Consider the following 20,704-nt stretch of genomic DNA (forward strand, 5'->3'; position numbering starts at 1 on the left):
CTTGCTGAATCTGATGCTCTGGGTGTTGCCGATGCCAGCGGCCGGTGTCCGCTCGCGGGTGCCTTGCACGTGTCCTGGAGGTGACTTACACGTGCTTTATGCATGGATGGCCGTGACGGGCGTTTCGCCCACGCGCGCCACACCGCGATACATGCCTTCTGTGTTGAACGGCAGCGCCACGTTGCCTTGTGCGTCCACGGCGATCAAGCCGCCGCGGCCCTGCACGCGCGGCAAACGCTCGTGGATCACGCGCTCGGCCGCGTCCGCGAGCGACAATCCGGCATAGGCCATCAACGCCCCCACGTCGTAGCACGCCACGGCGCGAATGAACGCCTCGCCCGTGCCCGTCGCCGACACGGCGGCGGTGGCGTCGTTGGCGTAGCAACCGGCGCCGATCAGCGGCGAGTCGCCCACGCGGCCGACCGCCTTGTTGGTCATGCCGCCCGTGGATGTGGCGGCAGCCACGTGCCCGTGGACATCGCACGCCACGGCACCGACGGTACCGAACTTGGTATCCGGATCGATCGGCTCGCGCTTGAGCGGAAAGTCGTGATCGAGGGCGACAGCGCTGTCCGCCAGCGCGCGCTGCCACTGAGCGTAGCGCGCTTCGGTGTAAAAGTACGACGGATCGACGAGCTCCGCGCCGTGGGCGGCCGCGAAAGCCTGGGCCGCGTCGCCGATGAGCAGCACGTGCGGGCTGTGTTCGAGCACCGCGCGCGCCGCAAGAATCGGATTGCGCACACGATGCACGCCCGCGATGGCGCCCGCTTCGAGCGTGGCACCCTCCATGATCGCCGCGTCGAGCTCGTGCGTGCCTTCGTGCGTGAAGACCGCACCGCGACCTGCGTTGAACCGGGGGCAATCCTCCAGATGACGCACGGCTTCGGTGACTGCGTCGAGGGCCGAGCCGCCTGCGGCCAGCACCGCCTGACCCGCACGTAGCACTTCGGCGAGCGCATCGTGGTAGGCGTTGAGTTCCTCGGGCGGGGTATCCCGGCTGATGGTGCCGGCACCGCCATGGATGGCGATGACCGCACGTTGCGCGTGACTCATGATGCTTTGTCCTTTCTGTCCTGATTGCCCGGCACGGGGCGGGGCGTGTTCGGTGCGCCTTGCGGGGCGACGCTCGTTGCAGTGGCTGTCTGGGTCGTCTGCGCGGACGTTCCGGCACTCGCCCGCGCAGCGCCGCTCGCATTCGCGGCCGGCACGCCCTGGGCGACGACGACGCGTCCCATCACCGAGGCGGCGGTGGCCGCCGGGGCATTGGCCGGCGCGTTTGCCAGACCTCGGCCAGGCGCCGCCGGTGCAAGCGACGCCGAGTCGAGCCACGGCAACAGGAAATCCGTCATCTCGGTCGCGCGATCGACCGCGTGTTGGGCGCGCTGAGCGACGGCGTCGCACAACGCGTCGATCATGGCCAGCACACTCGCCTCGGAGTTGCTCGACAATCGCGGCTTGCTGCGCACGAAAATCACGATGTCGCCCAGCGGCGCGAGCGGCGACGTCGGGCTGTCGGTCAACACCATGACGGGCACGCCGCGCCCGCGCAGACGCCGGCAAAGCGTGATGGTGTCCGAGACATATCGCGGGAATCCGAGCGCGATCACCAGGTCGCCTTCGCGCAGTTTGAAGAGTTGCCGTGCCGCATGCGTCGATCCGCCCACACCCACGACGGCCTGCACGTTTTCGCAATACGGATCGAGTCCGTGGTGCAACAGGCCGGCAAGATAGCCGCTCGCGCCCAGGCCTAGCACATAGATGCGGCGTGCGTGGAGTATGGCGTCGACGGCACGCTCGCACGTCGCGGCGTCGAGGTTGCGGCGCGTCCAGTCCAGATTCTCGATGGCCTGCGCCAGCGCTGCCGCCATGACGTCGGCACTCGCGCTTGCCTGCGCCTTGCTCGTGCGCAGACTCTCGATCGGCGCGAGCGTGGCTTCGAACCCCCGCACCATCGCGGCGCGACATTGCGGATAGCCGTCAAACCCCAGGGCGCGCGAGAATCGATTGACCGTGGCCAACGACACGCCGACAGCATCGGCAAATTCGTCGATTCGCATGGTCGCCGCACGAAACGTATTGTCGAGCACGAACGCCGCCATGCGCTGTTGCGCGGGCGTCAGATCGGGCATGGCACGCACGATGCGCTCGGTGAGCGGCAGATCGGCGGGCAACGAGTCGGCGTCCATCATGAAGGCAGGTAATCGATCAGAGTGAAGGAAAGTATATTTTCATTGGCACCCCGTCAAAAGAAAAAAAATAGTTCAAATGATGCGATGACACGATGCCGCGCGGCCGAAAACCTTCCAAACCCTGTCAAAACAAGGGGGACACGTCCCCACCATACGTAAAATGCGGTCATACTAGGGGAAACCCGAATGCACGAACTTGCCGGACGCTTTGCGATCCGACATCAGGACAATTGCAGTCCACGCACTACCTCGCGACGGCCATGCGTCCGCCGCGAAACGTCAGGCAGCAAATTCACCGGACAGTCGCAGGACCGCCTGGGGAGGCTTGGTCGGAGGCGAGTCGTAACGTGCGGTAAATATCGCGTAGCCAAGGGCCGGTTTCGGCCCGGTACGCTGACGAGAATTCGCCTCAAGGAGTAGGACCATGCTGAGCCCGCATGAAATTGCCACGCTGTTGCTGGCAGCCGCATCCCTTGGACGCATCGATGCCGACGCGCTCGAGCCGCCGGAACTTGCCGCGCTCGAACAGGCGCGTCTGGTGCATGTCGACGTCGATGCGGGACAAGCGAAAGTGATCGTGACCGAAGACGGTCATCGCGTATTGCGTCGTCTGGGCCTCGAGCGCCCCGTCGGCGAACGCGGCGACGCGTCGCGCATGGCGCGCAATTTGGGAGATGCCGAAAAACATGGGAACGGACGGCTTGCAACGATGCCGGCCACCGAATCGGCGAGCGCATCGTTCGACGCGCCGCCTCCGACCGGAACCGTCCGTGAATTGACGCGGGCAGCGGCGCTGCCCGCCGACGCGTCAGAGCGTCGCGAAAAACAGGCTTAGGCGCGCCAGCACGATCAGCAGGATCTGCATCAGCAGGAACAGCCCCAACGGCGACAAGTCGAATCCACCCACCATCGGAATGACGCGACGGATCGGGCGCAGCAGCGGATCGAGCAGGTGCTGCAGAATCGGCATCGCGGTCGCGCGCGGATTGACCCACGACAGCACGGCCATCAGCAGTGTGAGCCACATCACGAGGTTGGCGCCCCACTTGGCCACCAGCACCAGTGCCACCAGAAGACCGCGGGGAAACACCGATACGGGTGACACCCCCACGACCGCGGTGATCAGCACCAGATAGACGACGGCGCAAAGCCAGGCGCCAACCACGCACGCCCAGTCGATCCCGCCCACGCCCGGCAGAACGCGGCGCAACGGCAACACGATCCAGTTCGTGAACTGGAACACCCCTTGCGAGAGCGGATTACGCGGCGGCAGACGGGTGGCCTGCATCCACACACGCAGCAGCAGCAAGGCGCCGAACAGCGAGAAAACAAGGTCTAGCAACAGACGGGCGATTTCGACGAGCATCTGGACTCCAACGGATAGTGCGGTCTTCCGCAAAACCGGCATTGTCGCACGCGTTCGCCCGAGTTCAATCGTGTCCTAACGCTTTGAGCGGGTGCGCCTCGTCCGTCCAGGGTGAGACAAAGAAGGCGTCGACGGCGGACACCGGAACATCGTCCAGCGTGGCATAGCGCCAGCGCGGCTGCTTGTCCTTGTCGATCAGCAGTGCGCGCACGCCCTCGACGAAGTCGCCGGTGGCGAACGCATGATGGCCGAGCCCCAGCTCCATGCGAAACGCGTCGGCCAGATCGAGACGACGCCCCTTCTGCAACTGCCGGTCGGTCACGCAAAGGCTAAGCGGCGAGCGTTGTATGAGCATGGCCAGCGTGTCGGCTGCCCATGGCGTCTGCACATCCTCGGCGAGCGACGCCACGATACCGTGGACATCCAATGCACTGAAATGTCGATCGAGCGTGGCGCGTACTTGCGCGAGCGGTGCGGCGTCGGCCCACGTCAGGCCCAGAGGCAGGATGGCCGCGCGCAGTTGCGCGAGCGGATCGTCGGTGCCAAACGGGCCGGCCGTCATATTGCCCGCCAGGTCGCCATCCCTGTCGCCCGCAGGCGGCGCAGACCAGTCGAAACGGCGGATCAACTCGCGCAGTCGCTCCGGCGCATCGCCCTGCAGCCAGACATCGGCCAGCCCGCAGTACAACGCGTCGGCGGCGGTAACGGTCGCGCCCGAGAGTCCCAAATAGCGCGCAAGCGTGGGCGCAAGATGTCCGAGGAACCAGCTCGCCCCCACATCGGGGAACAATCCGATCCCCGTCTCAGGCATTGCCAGGCGCGTGCGGTCGGTCACGATGCGCAGCGCGGCCCCCTGGGCAACCCCCATGCCGCCGCCCATCACAATGCCGTCGAGCAGCGCGATATACGGCTTCGGATATCGGTGGATCAGATAGTCCAGACGATACTCGTCGACGAAAAACGCCTGATGCGCGTCGCGATGCTGAATGCGGCTGTCGTAAAGCGCGCGGACATCTCCACCGGCACAGAATGCCTTCTCCCCCGCACCTTCGATCAGCACCGCACGCACCGCCGGGTCGGCGGCCCACGCATTGAGCTGCGTCCACATGCTGCGCACCATGCCGTGGGTGATCGCATTCAAGGCGCGCGGCCGGTTCAGCGTAATGACGCCAAACCCATTGATCACGTCGAACAACACTTCGTCTTGCGCCTCAATGGCGCCGTCACGCAAATTCACTCGCCCTCCTTCCGGATCATGTCCCGCGGCACACCCTGCCCGCGCCAACGGGAGTCATCTCGCGAAATCGTTCGTCTCGCGCCACCACGGGTATCGATGCGTGACTCAGCCCAGCGCGCGGGCGATCACCTGGCGTTGAATCTCGCTGGTGCCTTCGTAAATCTGGGTAATGCGGGCGTCGCGGTAATGACGCTCCACCGGGTAGTCCTCGAGATATCCGTACCCACCGTGGATCTGGATCGCATGCGAGCACACCCACTCGGCCAACTCGGAAGCGTAGAGTTTTGCCTGCGACGCCTCCGACAGGCACGGCATGCCCTGCGTTCGCAGCGCCGCCGCGTGAAGAATCAGGAATCGCGCCGCATTGATGCGCGTGGTCATGTCGGCCAGCATGTTGGCGATGCTCTGGTGTTCGCGGATCGGCTTGCCGAACTGCTGACGCTCGTTCGCATATTGCAGCGCCGCCTCGAATGCCGCACGCGCAATGCCAAGCGCCTGTGCCGCAATGCCGATGCGGCCGCCTTCCAGGTTCGACAGCGCGATCTTCAGCCCCTGTCCCGGCTCGCCCAGCATCGCGTCGTCGCCCACTTCGCAATCGACCAGGGTGATCGGACACGTGTCTGAGGCCCGGATACCGAGTTTGTGTTCGGGACGCCCCACCTCGAAGCCCGGGGTGTCGGTCGGCACGATGAACGCCGAGATGCCGCGCTTGCCCGCCGCGGGGTCCGTCACGGCAAACACGATCGCCACGCCGGCCCGCTTGCCGTTCGTCACGAACTGCTTGCTGCCGTTGAGCACCCATTTGTCGCCGTGGCGCTCGGCGCGCGTGCGCAAGTTGTTCGCCTCGGATCCGGCCTGGGGCTCCGTCAGGCAGAACGCGCCGATCTTCCGGCCGGCGGCGAGATCGGGCAGCCAGCGCCGGCGCTGCGCGTCCGTGCCGAACTTCAGGATCGGCGCGCACCCCACGGAATTGTGGACGGACATCATCGTCGCGGTCGACGCACAGCCGACCGCGATTTCTTCCATTGCCAGTGCGTAGGCCGTGTAATCGGTGTAAGAACCGCCGTACTGCTCCGGCACCATCATGCCAAGCAGGCCTAGCTCGCCCATCTGCGCGACCATGGCGTCGGGCAGTGCACAGTCCCGATCCCATTGCGCGGCGTTCGGCGCCAGCTGTTCGCTGGAGAACGTGCGCGCCATGTCGCGAATCATGCGTTGGTCTTCGGTATAGAAATCCATGTTCTGTCTCCCGCGCCATGGCGTTGTCCGAATGGACCGCCGGCGCCTTTGCGATGTCGATGGATCCAGTGTAGGGATCGCACCGTATTGGCACCATAGCCAAAAACGGCAAATTGCATGAGCGGAATTGCCATCGGAATCGACCGATCTCCCCCTCGGTAAAACCCTTACCGCATCTGACGCAATGATCGGGGCCAGTCCCCGTAACGCCCGTCGCCCGGTCCCCGCGCGGGTTTCGGAGTGGATAAATCCATCACCAACTCTGACCCGTTTGGACATTGCCTGCGCCTGACGCCACGCATTACGATGAATTTCGACTTTGCCCCACCCAGCCCCGATAGCGTCGCGCCCCCACCCAGACGGCGCAAGGGGCGGTCGGCGGCCGGTATTCGCCCGATCGGATGGCGAATCCCCCGACGACCGGCTTCCGACTACAGGAGACAACCCATGATTTCGGATTATGCCGACACGTACCGGACGTTCGACCTCGATGCCACGGTGCGCGCCGTGCTGCACGGCAATCTCGAGGCGATGAACGCCTGCGTCGAGTGCTGCGACCGCCACGCGCTGCCCGGGCGCATCGCCCTTTTCTGGGAAGGCAGGGACGGCACGAGCCAGACCTGGACGTTCCGGCAATTGCAAACGCTCTCCGCACGCTTCGCCAACTTCCTGCGCGAACAGGGCGTGCAGCCGGGCGACCGCGTGAGCGGCCTGCTCCCGCGCACGCCGGAGCTGCTCGTGACGATTCTCGGCACCTGGCGCGCGGGGGCGGTGTATCAGCCGTTGTTCACGGCATTCGGCCCCAAGGCCATCGAACATCGGCTGAGCAGCGCGCAAAGCAAGCTCGTCGTCACTGACGGCGCCAACCGCGCCAAGCTCGAAGAAGTGGCCAACTGCCCGCCGGTGGCAACGGTCGGCGGCCCCCGCGGCCAGGGCGTGCGACGCGGCGACTTCAGCTTCTGGCACGAGATCGAGCGGCACGGCGCCGACTTCGAACCCGTCATGCGCCGCGGCGACGACCCTTTCCTGATGATGTTCACTTCGGGCACCACGGGCGCGGCCAAACCGGTCATGGTGCCGCTGCGCGCCATCATCGCATTCGCCGGCTACATGCGCGACGCCGTCGACCTGCGACCGACCGACACGTTCTGGAACATTGCCGATCCGGGGTGGGCCTACGGGCTCTACTACGCCGTGACGGGGCCGCTGGCGCTGGGCATCCCCACCACCTTCTACGACGGGCCGTTCACGGTCGAGAGCACCTACCGGATCATTCAGAAGCTGGGCGTCACCAACCTTGCCGGTTCGCCGACCGCGTATCGTCTGCTGATCGCCGGCGGTGACACCGCCGCCGCCCCGCTCAAGGGGCAGTTGCGCGCGGTGTCGAGCGCCGGCGAGCCGCTCAACCCCGAGGTCATTCGCTGGTTCGCGCAGCACCTCGGCGTCACGATTCACGACCACTATGGACAGACCGAACTGGGCATGGTCGTGTGCAACCATCATGCGCTGTCGCATCCCGTGCAGGCAGGCGCCGCCGGCTTCGCCTCGCCTGGCCATCGCGTGGTCGTGCTCGACGACGAGGGCCGCGAATGCCCGATTGGCCAGCCCGGCGTGCTCGCGCTCGACCGAAAGCAGTCGCCGCTCATGTGGTTCGGTGGCTACTGGGAGCGGGAAACACCGGCATTCGTTGGTGACTACTATCTCTCCGGCGACACCGTCGAGCGCAATGAAGACGGCAGCATCAGCTTCGTCGGGCGCAACGACGACGTGATCACGTCGGCGGGCTATCGCATCGGCCCGTTCGATGTCGAGAGCGCCCTGATCGAGCACCCCGCGGTGGTCGAGACTGCCGTGGTCGGCAAACCGGACCCCGAGCGCACCGAGCTGGTCAAGGCCTTCGTGGTACTGCACCCGCAATTCGCGCCAACGGACACCCTCGCGCGCGAGCTGCAGGAGCACGTCCGACACCGCCTGTCCACGCACGCCTATCCGCGTGAAGTCGAATTCGTCGCCGAGTTGCCCAAAACGCCGAGCGGCAAACTCCAGCGATTCATCCTGCGCAATCAGGAAATTGCCAAGGCCGCGCAGGCGTCGGCCGGCGCTCACTGAGCATTGACGCGGCACATCGTGGGCGTCGCACCTCGTCGCGTTTTATCACTTTCAGGACTCGCAACTCATGCAAATCAAGGATCGTGTTTTTCTTGTCACCGGCGCATCGTCAGGTCTGGGTGCGGCCACCGCCCGCATGTTCGTCGACGCAGGCGCCAGGGTGGTGCTCGGTGACATCAACGCCGAGGCGGGCGCGAAGCAGGCCGACGCGTTGGGCAAAGCCGCCCGCTTCGTTGCGACCGACATTACCCGGGAAGACGACGTGCAGCGTCTCGTCGACACGGCGACGTCAGCCTTCGGGCAACTGAACGGCGTGGTGAACTGCGCGGGCCTCGTGACCGGCGAGCGCATCCTGGGCAAGCAGGGTCCGCACCGGCTCGACAGCTTCGCGCGCATCGTCAACGTCAATCTGATCGGCACATTCAACGTACTGCGCATCGCCGCCGCCGCCATGGCGGAAGGCGAGGCGGATACCGAAGGCGAGCGCGGGGTGGTGGTCAACACAGCGTCGGTGGCGGCGTTCGACGGGCAGATCGGTCAGGCGGCGTATGCGGCGTCGAAGGGCGGCGTGGCTGCGCTCACGCTTCCCGCGGCGCGCGAGCTTGCGCGCGTGGGCGTGCGCGTGGTGACGATCGCACCGGGGATTTTCGAGACGCCCATGATGGCCGGCATGACGCCGGAAGTGCAGGCAGCGCTGGGCGCCTCGGTGCCCTTCCCTCCCCGGTTGGGCCGTCCGTCGGAGTATGCGGCACTGGTGCGCCATATCGTCGAGAACACCATGCTCAACGGAGAAGTGATCCGCCTTGACGGCGCTCTGCGCATGGCGCCGAAATGAAGCACCCGGCGCAACCCGCGCCGAAAGCGAAATCGGACAGCACCGATCCGTGATTCGGATGGTGCCGGATTCGTCGATGGAGGCCGGACTGCTAGAATCCTTGCGTCCCCCTGCTACGACGTTCCGTTTCGCGACGCATGGAAAAAGGCAGCATCTCGATACACTTCGTTATCAACGCATTGGCGCACGTCGAGCGACTCGGCGGCGATTCGGCGGCATTGCTGCGAGCCGCCGACATCGCCCCGTCGTTGCTCAACCATCCGCAGGGCCGCGTGTCGGCTGACCGCTATGCGCATTTGTGGCGACTGATCAGCCTCGCACTCGACGACGAATTCTTCGGGCAGGATTCGCGGCGCATGAAGGTCGGCAGTTTCGCGATGCTGTGTTACAGCGTTGTCGCCTGTCATACGCTGGAGCAGGCGTTGCAGCGTGCGTGCCGCTTCATGGGTCTGCTGCTCGACGACCTCGAAATGCAACTCGTGCAGGACGGCGATCTGGCGCGGCTCGAAGTGCATGAGCGACCGGATATGCAGGCGCCGAGGATCTTCGGTCATGAAACCCTGCTGATTCTGTTCTACGCCCTGACTTGCTGGCTGATCGCCCGCCGTGTGCCGTTGAGCACCGCCTATTTCGCCTATCCCGAGACGGTCTACAGCGACGAATACCGAACGATGTACTCGCCGCGGCTGGTCTTCAACGCGCCGCACACGGCCATCGAATTCGACGCGACGTGCCTCGCGTTGCCGGTGGTGCAGAACGAGGTCTCCGTGAAGGACTTTCTGCGCGCCGCGCCGGGCAACATCATCCTCAAGTACAAAAACACGAAGGGAATGGTGGCTCGCGTGCGCCGACGCCTGAAGGCGATGCCGACAGACAGCTGGCCGGCATTCGACGCGTTGGCTGGCGAATTCCACACCACGGCCTCGACGTTGCGACGTCGGCTGGAAGAGGAAGGCCAGTCGTATCAGTCGATCAAGGACCAATTGCGACGCGATCTCGCGATCCATGCGCTGTGTCACACGTCCAAGCCGATGATGGAGATCGCCCTGTCGTTGGGTTTCGCCGATCCGAGCGCGTTTTTTCGCGCCTTTCGGAAGTGGACGGGGGCCCGTCCGGGCGATTACCGGCGGCAGGCCGTAGAGGCCTGACGCGGCGCGACCGACCCGGTCCGCGCCGACGGATACCGCTCGCGCCCGATTCGGCCGGATCGGACTTCAGCCGTTGGGCGAACCTGACTTCAGGCGGTACGTGCCTTGGCTTGCGCCGGGTTGTCCTGCGCGTCGTCATCGAGTTCGATGCGCTTGACTTCGCCGAGCAGAAGCAAATAGCAAAGCACGCCCGCAATCGCGAACAGGCTGATGAGGCCCAGGGCCCAACCGAACGATCCGGTGGCCTTGACGATGAACCCAATGGCGATCGGCGTGACGATGCCCGAGAGATTACCCGCGAAGTTCACGGCCCCGCCCGTGATTCCGACCATGCCCTTCGGCGCGATGTCGGCAACGAGCGACCACGATGCCGAAGCCACGCCTTGCGCGAAGAACGCGAACGACATGATGGCGATGACGAGCCAGTTGGCGTCCGTGAGGACGGTGAGCGACATCGTTGGCACCAGCAGCAAGCCGGTGACGATCGGCGTCTTGCGCGCGGTCCCCACGGCAACGCCGCGCCGTAGCAACCAGTCCGAGAGCAGGCCGCCGCAGACCACGCCGATCGACGCGGCGACGAACGGCACCGAGGTCATGCCGCCGGCCTTGAGCACCGTCATGTGACGTTCCGTGATCAGGTAGGTCGGGAACCAGGTCAGGAAGAAATACAGCGACGACAGCGACGCGAATTTGCCCACGCAGATCGCAATGATCTGGCGGTTGCGGAACAACACCAGCAGCTTGCGCCACGGGAATTTCTGCGGCGCCGCGCGAGCTTCGGAGCGTGATTCGACGAGCGCGCCGCCGCTGCGGATATGCGCGAGTTCGGCGGCATTCACCCAGGCGCACTTGTCCGGATCCCGGTAGCCCGCGAACCAGACACCGGCCCAGACGATGCCCATCAATCCGGTGGCGTAGAAGATCTCACGCCAGCCCCACGTATGCGCGATCCAGAACAACAGCGGGGTGAGCGCCGCCATGCCGATGTACTGGCCGACAAGGTAAATGCTCGTCGCCACGCCTCGCTCGCGTTGCGCAAACCAGATCGACACCACGCGGTTGTTCACCGGGAACGTCGGCGCTTCGGCTACGCCCACGCCAAGGCGCATGCCGAACAGCGTGACGAAGCGTGACGTGAATCCCTGCAGGAACGTCAACACCGACCAGCTCAGGATGGCGATCCCGTAAATGGCGCGCGTGCCGAACCGATCGATGACCCAGCCGCCGGGAATGTTGGCGATCACATAGGTCCACGCGTACGCCGAAAAAATGAAGCCGAGCTCCACGGGGCCGAGACCGAACTCCTGTTTGAGCATGGGTGCGGCCACGGAAAGATTGGCCCGGTCGACATAGTTGATGACCGTGCCGACGAAGACCAGAAAGAGCATCCAGTAGCGCACGCGCGACGGGCGCTGCGAGGATGACGGGGTCGGAGAAACTGACATGATGAGTCTCGTTGAATCGGGCAATGCGTGGGGGTCGATGCCCCGCCGCGGGAAAACCTGCGCTCGCCCACGCAGGAGGACGTGGCGACTTAGAAGCTGTGATACATGCCCAGGCGCAGCAATACCTGATCGTGGTTGCTCGATGCACCGATCGGATACGAAGCGGCGTGGTTGTTGCCGGCTGCGGCGATATACGTCACTTGCGCCTGCAACTGGGTACGTTTCGAAAACGAGTACAGATCACCCGCTTCCATCTGGTTGTAGTGCGTATGGTTGAACGACGAATAGGAATAGCCCAACGTGAGCGCGTTCGCTTCCGTCACGCGATACTCCGTACCGACGTCGTAGTTGAACATATTGCCCGAGCCACCCGGGGCGCGAACCTCGCTGCGCGTGTAGAGCGCGTGCACATTCCAGCGCGACGAGATGCGGTACGAGGCGCCGATGCCCGTATTGTTCACGGCGTCCGACCTGAAGACATTCGTTGTCGACAGCCCTGACTGGCCGAAGATGGACGAGATGCCCAGACGCGACGAGAAATCGAACGTCCGCTTGTTGATGCTCACGTAGGTCGCCGCCACGGACAGCGGTCCGTTGTCGTACTTCAGGTATGCCCCCATCGTGCGACCCAGCGCATTGCCGCCGGCAAAGCCATACATCAGACCACCGGTCAAACCATGGAAGCTCGCGCTGTTCCACTTCACCGCATTATCGATCTGCGAAGAATTGGCCAGATTGTCCAGGTTTCCCGGATGATAAGCGTACAGATTGTGTTGCCAGAAGCCGTTCGAATAGCGAATCGAGACATCCTGCATGAAATCGGTTTGATGGCCGATCGACACCGTCCCGAAACGGTCGCTCGACAGACCGACCCATGCCTGACGGTTCCAAAGCACACCGCTGTTGATCAGCGCGCCGGTATTCGTGTTGAAGCCCTGCTCCAGCTGGAACACGGCCGCCAGTCCGCCGCCAAGATCTTCCCGCCCCTTCAGACCGAAACGATCCGGTTGCCCGATGCCGGCATCCGTCTTGAACAAACGACCGCCGCCCTGATTGCTCACGTACGTGAGGCCATCGTCGACCGTTCCGTAAATCTGCAACGAATTGCCTGCGGCATGTGCCGCGCCAGCGCATGCCAAAAGGCAGGCGATGCCGATATTGCGTCTCTTCACCTTCAACTCCTGTTGGGCTCCCTGACGTGTCGAGGCGGGCCGCGCCCCCCCTGTGCCGGAACCGTCGACGTCATCGACGTTCCGTCCAATGCGTCATTTTTGTCTTATCTATGAAACGATGGTTAATAGGTGAGACAATTATGTCGAAGAGGATTTGGCGCGACAAGCAGAAAATTAGTTGGGAGTCATTGATGTTGCGCAAACGCTAATGAAAAAACTTGCGCGCAGCAGGGCGAAGGCGCGGAGACATCGCAGGGGCGCGCCGTGGGCTCTGAACAGAGAAGGCACCGGGTCCGACGGGCCGAGGGCGGGGATACGCGAGGTCGTTCGACCGCCCTACCCGTCTGGGTGCAATGCTGAGGTGGACCGGCGCGAGACGACGCGCCGGCCAATCGGAAAACCGGCGTTACTTCGCGGTTGCGGACAAGGCGCCTGCGCCGTGGCCCCGATAATTGAGTTTGTGCGAGAGTTCGTCGGCCGCCGAAACGACTTTCTCGACGATCCCGCTCTCCAACAGATCCGCTTCCACGCGGGCCTGGGGAATCGTCACGCTGATCACCGCGCAGATTTGACCGCGATGGTTGCGTACAGGAGCGGCGATCGTCGAAATATTCTGCTCGAAGAACGCCTGACTCATGCTGTAACCACGAGCGACATCTTCCTGCACGACACGATGGAGCGCTTCGACCGTCGTCGGCGTATGCGCCGTGTAGGCCTCGAGCTTGCGCTCCGGGTACAGCTGCTTGAGCGACGTCAGCGAATAGTCTCCGAGCAGAATGTGCCCGACAGCCGTCGCGTGCGCGGGCAAACGCGTGCCCACGCGCACCGTGCCGAACACCAGTTCGCGGCTGGCCGCCTTCGCCACGAAAACCGCATCGCGCTGGTCCAGAATCAGGATATGGCTCGAGAAGCCCGTCACGTCGCGCAGCTTCTCGATGACCGGCGTGCCGAGATCCGTCAGCTCCAGCGAATTCAGATACTCGAAACCCAGCCGGAGCACGGCCACCCCGAGCCGATAATGACGGTCGTCGCCCGCCTTCTCGATGAAACCCTCCGCTTCGAGCGTCTGCAACAGCCGGAAAACCGTCGAGCGGGGAATGTCCAGACGCCGCGCGAGATCGGCACCGGCGAGCACGGGCTCGCGGGCCGAAAACGTCATCAGAATGCGCAGGCCTCGCTCGAGGCCCGGTACGGAATATTTATTATCGCTGTCGTTGCTCATGCCGTTTGCGCACAGTGGCGCCGACCGGCGTGCGGGCGAGTCCGCGCGGCCGATAGACGATATCCATGGGAGGCGCACATTATAGGCTACGGTCCCGCCGCTCGGCCATGACGATGGCGCACGCCCCCGCCGGGCCACTTTCTCACCCGGCGATAACCGGTTGCGCCCTTCGTGTGCCGGGTTGCGCCCGTTCGCGCGACACCGTGCCCAAGATGGGCGCAGACGGGCACCCATCTTGGGCGAACCGCCTTGCACGAGGGGCATGCACCGCAATGGGGGTAATTCCGAAGCGCGTCGACTCCCGCTTTTTGTCATCATTGCGGCTGCAAGCTTGACAAGCTGGCGCAAGTGGAGCGAGACATCATGGCCGGAGCCGAGAAAAACAAACGATCCGGACTGGCCAAACCGCCGTATCCCTTTTCTCCTGACGCTTTTGCGATTGCCTATCCCAATAGCCGCCCAGGAGCTGCGCCCACCTGCCAAGTGGGCGTTTTTTTGCTGGCCGAACGCTCCCTTCGCAGTGTGGTTCGACCCGCCCTCGGCGTTCTTCACGAGAGAACCCGATGCCCTGGCATGCTTGTTGCTTGTATTTCCAGCATCGGGGAACGACGCCGCCTTGGCCGAGGTTTCACAGAGAAGCACGTACTGGATAGCATCGGTGCGGCGCGATCGTGAAGTCCGGACTCGCCCCCTGCGGCGCCTCCGTTTGTTTTGGGTCGAGGTGTTATGTTTACTGAACTGAGCGACGTTGAATGGCACGCCCTGCGTGATCTGATTTGCGACCGACCGGTCCGTACGGAACGACGCGGGCGCCCTCAAGTCGAGCAGCGCACGCTGACCAATGCTGTCTTGTGGGTGCTGTTCACTGGCGAGAGCTGGTCCAAACTGCCCATGCAGTATCCTTCCGTTCCGACTTGCCGCCGCAAGCTGAACGAATGGCGCGAGTCGGGCATGCTCGATACGATTCTGAAACGCCTGCAACAATCGGGGCGCGACATCAGCGCCTGCGCGGGTCAAATCAGCAAGCCGGCGCGCAGCACGCCGTGTGGCGACACCGATCGCCTGCGCGGTGTGTTCTGGACGAACCCGGCGTCCTGGAAACCCCCGGTCGCCGTGCGCTGAACGGGGTTCGCATGGCGCCAGTGCCGCCTCGGCACGGGCCATCACACGGTTCTCCCCCCTCAGGCATGCCGCGCCACGTTCGCGGCACCGTGGTTCGAGACCGACGGGGTTGGTCAGAGCGTTGAAATGTGCGGGACGCGACCGGGCAGCGATGCCTGGCGCCTCCTGCGCCAGCGCGGGTTCGACACCGCGCCGCTCCTTCGCGAGATTTGTACGGAATTTGTACGGAATCGGTGCTCGAATCGTCGTCGCCGCGGTCCTCGCCGGACGCGTTGCAACGTCAGAGTAACGCGCGCACCGCCTCGGCGATCGCAAGCGATGCCGTCAATCCCGGGGATTCGATGCCGAACAGGTTGACGAGCCCGGCCACACCGTGCACTTCGGGCCCATCGATACGGAAGTCCGCAGCCGGCTCCCCCGGTCCGCTGATCTTCGGTCGGATGCCCGCGTAGCCCGGCTGCAGCGTATTGTCTGCCAGCCCCGGCCAATAGCGGCGCACTGCCGCGTAGAATCCATCGCCATCCGACGGATCGACCGTGTAGTCGATCTCGCTCACCCACTCCACATTGGGGCCGAAACGCGCTTGTCCGGCGAGGTCCAGCGTGAGATGCACCCCCAGGCCTCCGGGCTCCGGAACCGGATAGATCAGGTGCGTGAACGGAGCACGCTGCGCGCACGAGAAATAGCTGCCCTTGGCGAAGTAGCGCAGCGGGATGTGTTCGGGTGCCAGTCCGTCGAACGTGCGCGCAATGTCGACCGCGCACAGCCCGGCGCTGTTGATGACCGTATTGGCGAGCAGCGTCGAGCGCATGCCGCCGGTCTCGACGTCCAGCTCGATGCCATGGATGCCGCCCACGCGCGCGCCGACCACACGCGCGTCGAACGCGAGCATGGCGCCGGCATTTTCCGCGTCGCCCTGCAAGGCGAGCATGAGACCGTGACTGTCCACAATGCCCGTGGAAGGCGACAACAACGCCCCGAACGTGCGCAATGCGGGCTCTCGGCGCGACACCTCGTCGGCCGTGAGCCACTGAAGGTCGTCGACGCCGCTGGCCCGTGCGTTCGCCGCAATCGCTTCGAGCTCGTCCACCTGGTGATCGGTGGTCGCCACGATCAGCTTGCCGCAGCGACGATGCTCCACGCCGTGCGACGCGCAGAATTCGTAGAGCCGATGCTTCCCCTCGACGCACAGCGTTGCCTTGCGCGAGCCAGGCGGGTAGTAGATGCCGCCATGGATCACTTCGCTGTTGCGCGAGCTCGTGCCGGTACCGATCGCTCGCTCGGCCTCGAGAATGACCACCTCACGACCCGCCATCGCCATTTCCCGCGCGACGGCCAATCCCACCACGCCCGCGCCGATCACGACGCAATCGACCTTGTCCATTGCTCTTCCCTGATTCACTTTCGATACCCCGGCAATGCCCCGGGGCTTCCGATTCGCATGAAGACGCTCCCAACGCACCGACGTGACCGCCACGCCTCCTCATGCGGATCGGTTGCGGGGCCGGCGCCAGCTCGATTGCTCATGCCGAGGCCAGCCCCGCAACGTCACGACTTCACTGTCCTCACCGGCTTACAGCGCGCCCGTGAGCTCCGGCACCACCGTGAACAGGTCGCCCACCAGGCCGTAGTCCGCCACCGAGAAAATCGGCGCCTCCGGATCCTTGTTGATCGCCACGATCACCTTCGAATCCTTCATCCCGGCCAAATGCTGGATCGCACCCGAGATACCCACCGCGACATACAGTTGCGGCGCCACGATCTTGCCCGTCTGGCCCACCTGGTAGTCGTTCGGCACGTAACCCGCGTCCACCGCCGCGCGCGACGCGCCCAGCGCCGCACCCAGCTTGTCCGCCAGCGGCTCGAGCACCTTCGTGTAGTTCTCGCCACTGCCCAGCCCACGCCCGCCCGAGACGATGATCTTCGCGCTCGTGAGCTCCGGACGGTCCAGCTTCGTCACTTCCCGCCCAACGAACTGCGACACGCCCGCGTCCGGCGTCGCCGCCACCGACTCCACCGCCGCGCTGCCTCCCGTGGCCGACACCGCGTCGAAGCCCGTCGAGCGCACCGTGATCACCTTCACCTTGTCCGCGCTTTGCACCGTCGCAATCGCGTTGCCCGCGTAGATCGGGCGCTCGAACGTGTCCGCACTGTCGACCTTCGTGATGTCCGAGATCTGCGCCACATCCAGCAGGGCCGCCACGCGCGGCGCAATGTTCTTCCCGTACGCCGTCGCCGGCGCCAGGATGTGCGTATACCCGCCCGCGATCGACACCACCTCGTCGGCAATGTTCTCCGCCAGGCCGTCGCCGAAATACGCCGCCTCGGCCAGCAACACCTTCTTCACGCCCGCGATCTGCGCCGCGGCGTCTGCCGCCGCCTTCGCGTTGTTGCCCGCCACCAGCACGTGCACGTCCTCGCCGCATTGCAGCGCCGCCGCCACCGTGTTGAGCGTGGCCGCCTTGATCGACTGGTTGTCGTGTTCCGCAATTACCAGAATGCTCATCTCGTCGTCTCCCCTCAGATGACCTTCGCTTCGCTCTTGAGCTTCTCGACGAGCGCTGCCACGTCCGCCACCTTCACACCCGCGCTGCGCTTGGGCGGCTCGGCCACCTTCAGCGTCTTCAGCCGCGGCGTCACATCCACGCCGAGATCCGCCGGCTTGACCGTCTCCAGCGGCTTCTTCTTCGCCTTCATGATGTTGGGCAACGTCACGTAACGCGGCTCGTTCAGGCGCAGGTCCGTCGTGATCACCGCCGGCAGCGACAGCGACACCGTCTCCAGCCCCCCATCCACTTCACGCGTGACTTGCGCGCGGTTGTCCGCCACCGTCACCTTCGAGGCGAACGTCGCCTGCGGCAACCTGGCCAGCGCCGCGAGCATCTGCCCGGTCTGGTTCGAATCGTCGTCGATCGCCTGCTTGCCCAGGATCACCAGTTGCGGCTGCTCCTTGTCCACCACCGCCTTGAGCAACTTCGCCACCGCCAGCGGCTGAAGCTCGTCGTCCGACTCGATCAGGATTGCGCGGTCCGCGCCGATCGCCAGCGCCGTGCGCAGCGTCTCCTGCGATTGCGACACCCCCGCCGACACCGCGATCACTTCCGTCGCCACGCCCGCTTCCTTCAGACGCACCGCCTCTTCCACCGCGATTTCGTCGAACGGATTCATCGACATCTTCACGTTCGCAATGTCGACGCCACTGCCGTCGCTCTTCACGCGAACCTTTACGTTGTAATCCACTACCCGTTTGACCGGTACCAGCACCTTCATGCGGAACTCCCTTGAATCAGAAAAACGGGGTGGCAGACGGTCTTCGCCGCGCCTGCCACCCGCGAATCCATGAACTTACTCGATTTCCCGACCTTTCGTCTCGGGTAACAGGAACGCGGTAATCAGCACGACGAGGTATGCCCCACCCGCAAACATGCCGATAGCCGTACCAAGACCGCTGGTCTTGGCGAGATAGCCCACCAGACTCGGAAACAACGCCCCGATGCCACGCCCGAAGTTGTACGCGAAGCCTTGTCCGTTGGCGCGCACCGCCGACGGGAACAACTCCGTCAGATAAGCCCCCATGCCGCTGAAGATGCCCGATGCCGCGAACCCCAGCGGGAAGCCGAGGATCAGCATCTGATCGTTGCTCAGCTGGAACTGCGTGTAGGCGTAGATACTCACGCCCGAGAGCACGGCGAAGATCAGCAGGTTCGCGCGACGCCCCAGCCGGTCGGTCAGGTAAGCGCCCGTCAGATAGCCGATGAACGATCCGAGAATGATCACGAGCAGGTAACCGCCCGTGCCGATGACCGACAGGTGACGCTCCGTCTTCAGGAAGGTCGGCAACCACGTGGTAACCGCGTAATAGCCGCCCTGCACCCCCGTGCACAGCAATGCCGAGAGCGCCGTCGTCTTGATCAGCGCCGGCGAGAAGATCGCCAGTGCCGACGTGCGTGTGGCCGAGGCCTCTTCACGCTTGCGCGTGCGCTCGAACAGTTCCGGCTCGGGCACGTGCTTGCGAATGAAGAGCACGAACAGCGCGGGGATGACACCAATCCAGAACAGCGCGCGCCAGGCATAGGTCTCCGGCAGCACCGAGAACGACACCGTGTAACACAGCGCCGCCACGGCCCAGCCGATCGCCCAGCCGCTTTGCACCGTGCCCACGGCTCGCCCACGGTACTCGGTACGCACGATCTCGCCCATGAGCACCGAGCCCACGGCCCACTCGCCGCCGAAGCCCAGGCCTTGCAGGGCGCGCAGCACGAAAATCTGCTCGAAACTCTGCGCGAACCCGATCAGGATCGTACAGATGGAGAACCACAGAATCGTCGCCTGCAGGATCCGCACACGGCCGAAGCGATCTGCCAGCACGCCGGCCAGCCAGCCGCCGATGGCCGAGAACAACAGCGTCACGGTGGCGAGCATGCCCGCCTGCGCCTTGTCGATGTTGAAAATCGTGATCAGTGTGGTGATCACGAAAGTGAATACCATGAAGTCGAGCGCATCGAGCGCCCAGCCACCGAACGCGGCGATAAACGTGCGCCGCTCGGTCTTGTTCATCTGGCGATACCAGTTCATCTTGTCTCCCCTTGTTTCCCTGTGTTCCCGCATGAGCGCAATGCGCGCCCGGTCGTGATAAAAATGCCGGCGCGTGGTGCGCGCCGAATGCTTGCCTTACACCGTCGCCGCAAACCCATACAGACGCGCCGGGTTATCCACCAGAATGCGACGCCGCACCTCGGGGTCGGGCGCCCACTGCGGCAAGAGGTTGCGCAGCGCGCCGGTATTCGGCATGCGCGTGAGCGACACGTGCGGCCAGTCGCTGCCCCACACCATGCGATCCGGGGCGTCGTCGATCAGGGCCTGCGCGAACGGCGTCACATCGTCGAACGTCGGAAAACGCTCGCTGATACGGTATGCCCCCGAGAGCTTCACCCAGTAGCCGTGGTCGCGCACGAGCGAGCGCAGCGCCGAAAAACCCGGCGCGTCGAGGCCTTGCGCCACCGGGGTATGCCCCATGTGGTCCACGATGCCCGGCACCGGCAGCCGGGTCATGCGCGGCATGAGCTCAGGCAAGGCATTGACGTCCATCAGGAACTGCATGTGCCAGCCGAGATCCTTGATGCGATGCGCGAGCGTTTCCATCGCCGTGAAGCCGATGCCGCCGCCGAAGAGCACATTGATACGCAGCCCGCGAACGCCGGCCGCGTGCATCGCTTCGAGTTCCGCGTCGGTCACTTCCGGCGCGACGACGGCAATGCCGCGCAGGCGATCCGGATGGCGACGCAGCGTCTCGAGCATGTAGCGGTTGTCGGTACCGTAGACGCTGATCTGCACCAGCACGCCGTACGTCATGCCCGTCGCATCGAGCATGGCGAGGTACTTGTCTTCCGGGGCCGGCGGCGGCGTGTAGCTGCGCTCGGGCACCATCGGATACGCGTCGCTCGCCGCCACCACGTGCGCGTGCGTGTCGACCGCGCCGAACGGCACCTCGAACGTGGGCGGATCGATCTCGGGCAGCGGGCCGAGGCACAGGGGTGCCCCGGCGGCGGGATGGGCGGAACTGGCAGTCATGTCGACTCCTCAGGAGGCGCGAGGGCGACAATCGCAATGTCGGGCTCAC

At 64.7% G+C, this 20,704-nt stretch carries 18 protein-coding genes; 5 read left to right on the plus strand and 13 right to left on the minus strand.

The genetic code is table 11. The features are described from left to right. Positions 1-96: 96 nt before the first annotated feature. Complete coding sequence (locus tag LV28_RS40830; RefSeq protein ID WP_025249460.1) at positions 97-1,053, minus strand: isoaspartyl peptidase/L-asparaginase family protein; 957 nt, start codon at positions 1,051-1,053, stop codon at positions 97-99. Continuing rightward, complete coding sequence (locus LV28_RS40835; RefSeq protein WP_023596957.1) at positions 1,050-2,189, minus strand: MurR/RpiR family transcriptional regulator; 1,140 nt, start codon at positions 2,187-2,189, stop codon at positions 1,050-1,052. Before LV28_RS40835 ends, LV28_RS40830 begins: the two co-directional genes overlap by 4 nt. A 424-nt stretch (positions 2,190-2,613) precedes the next feature. Here LV28_RS40835 and LV28_RS40840 point away from each other — a divergent pair, with 424 nt between their 5' ends. After that, positions 2,614-3,024, plus strand: a complete 411-nt coding sequence (locus LV28_RS40840; protein ID WP_038620482.1) for a hypothetical protein — start codon at positions 2,614-2,616, stop codon at positions 3,022-3,024. Here the strand turns inward: LV28_RS40840 and LV28_RS40845 are convergent. From LV28_RS40845 to LV28_RS40855, 3 genes are all read right to left on the minus strand, one after another. Beyond that, on the minus strand, positions 2,998-3,555 hold the full coding sequence (locus LV28_RS40845; RefSeq protein WP_023596959.1) for a YggT family protein: 558 nt from the start codon (positions 3,553-3,555) through the stop codon (positions 2,998-3,000). The two genes, LV28_RS40840 and LV28_RS40845, sit on opposite strands and share 27 nt — an antisense overlap. Positions 3,556-3,619: 64 nt before the next feature. Beyond that, positions 3,620-4,792, minus strand: a complete 1,173-nt coding sequence (locus tag LV28_RS40850; RefSeq protein ID WP_038620478.1) for an enoyl-CoA hydratase/isomerase family protein — start codon at positions 4,790-4,792, stop codon at positions 3,620-3,622. 105 nt (positions 4,793-4,897) lie between these two features. Then, the gene (locus tag LV28_RS40855) at positions 4,898-6,031 is read right to left on the minus strand and encodes an acyl-CoA dehydrogenase (protein WP_023596961.1); all 1,134 of its coding nucleotides are present in this window, start codon (positions 6,029-6,031) and stop codon (positions 4,898-4,900) included. A 447-nt stretch (positions 6,032-6,478) separates the two neighbouring features. On the opposite strand from LV28_RS40855, the gene LV28_RS40860 reads away from it, so the two are divergent. The 3 genes from LV28_RS40860 to LV28_RS40870 all read left to right on the plus strand — a co-directional run bounded on the left by LV28_RS40860 (position 6,479) and on the right by LV28_RS40870 (position 10,123). After that, complete coding sequence (locus LV28_RS40860) at positions 6,479-8,140, plus strand: AMP-binding protein (RefSeq protein WP_255315212.1); 1,662 nt, start codon at positions 6,479-6,481, stop codon at positions 8,138-8,140. Between the two features lie 67 nt (positions 8,141-8,207). Further along, positions 8,208-8,975, plus strand: a complete 768-nt coding sequence (locus tag LV28_RS40865) for an SDR family NAD(P)-dependent oxidoreductase (RefSeq protein WP_038620475.1) — start codon at positions 8,208-8,210, stop codon at positions 8,973-8,975. A gap of 137 nt (positions 8,976-9,112) precedes the next feature. Then, positions 9,113-10,123: an AraC family transcriptional regulator gene (locus LV28_RS40870; RefSeq protein ID WP_023596964.1), complete on the plus strand. Its 1,011-nt coding sequence runs from the start codon at positions 9,113-9,115 to the stop codon at positions 10,121-10,123. An 89-nt stretch (positions 10,124-10,212) separates the two neighbouring features. Here the strand turns inward: LV28_RS40870 and LV28_RS40875 are convergent, their stop codons facing one another. From LV28_RS40875 to LV28_RS40885, 3 genes are all read right to left on the minus strand, one after another. Beyond that, positions 10,213-11,568, minus strand: coding sequence for an MFS transporter (locus LV28_RS40875; RefSeq protein WP_023596965.1), 1,356 nt, complete (start codon positions 11,566-11,568; stop codon positions 10,213-10,215). An 89-nt stretch (positions 11,569-11,657) separates the two neighbouring features. Beyond that, positions 11,658-12,740, minus strand: a complete 1,083-nt coding sequence (locus LV28_RS40880; protein ID WP_023596967.1) for a porin — start codon at positions 12,738-12,740, stop codon at positions 11,658-11,660. A gap of 406 nt (positions 12,741-13,146) precedes the next feature. Then, complete coding sequence (locus LV28_RS40885; protein ID WP_023596968.1) at positions 13,147-13,962, minus strand: IclR family transcriptional regulator; 816 nt, start codon at positions 13,960-13,962, stop codon at positions 13,147-13,149. 726 nt (positions 13,963-14,688) lie between these two features. Here LV28_RS40885 and LV28_RS40890 point away from each other — a divergent pair. Then, complete coding sequence (locus LV28_RS40890; RefSeq protein WP_024788698.1) at positions 14,689-15,084, plus strand: transposase; 396 nt, start codon at positions 14,689-14,691, stop codon at positions 15,082-15,084. A gap of 280 nt (positions 15,085-15,364) precedes the next feature. Here LV28_RS40890 and LV28_RS40895 read toward each other — a convergent pair whose 3' ends face one another. The 5 genes from LV28_RS40895 to LV28_RS40915 form a co-directional block, all read right to left on the minus strand. Next, positions 15,365-16,468, minus strand: a complete 1,104-nt coding sequence (locus LV28_RS40895; protein WP_025249465.1) for an NAD(P)/FAD-dependent oxidoreductase — start codon at positions 16,466-16,468, stop codon at positions 15,365-15,367. 189 nt (positions 16,469-16,657) lie between these two features. Continuing rightward, positions 16,658-17,590, minus strand: a complete 933-nt coding sequence (locus LV28_RS40900) for an electron transfer flavoprotein subunit alpha/FixB family protein (RefSeq protein WP_023873462.1) — start codon at positions 17,588-17,590, stop codon at positions 16,658-16,660. Between the two features lie 14 nt (positions 17,591-17,604). Then, positions 17,605-18,354, minus strand: coding sequence for an electron transfer flavoprotein subunit beta/FixA family protein (locus LV28_RS40905; protein WP_025249466.1), 750 nt, complete (start codon positions 18,352-18,354; stop codon positions 17,605-17,607). A 75-nt stretch (positions 18,355-18,429) separates the two neighbouring features. After that, entirely contained in the window at positions 18,430-19,659 is a 1,230-nt protein-coding gene (locus LV28_RS40910; protein WP_023873564.1) for an MFS transporter, read from the minus strand. Positions 19,660-19,755: 96 nt separating this feature from the next. Next, positions 19,756-20,655: an amidohydrolase family protein gene (locus LV28_RS40915; RefSeq protein ID WP_023873563.1), complete on the minus strand. Its 900-nt coding sequence runs from the start codon at positions 20,653-20,655 to the stop codon at positions 19,756-19,758. Between the last annotated feature and the right edge of the window lie 49 nt (positions 20,656-20,704).

It is taken from the genome of Pandoraea pnomenusa, assembly GCF_000767615.3.
Classification (GTDB): Bacteria; Pseudomonadota; Gammaproteobacteria; order Burkholderiales; family Burkholderiaceae; genus Pandoraea; species Pandoraea pnomenusa.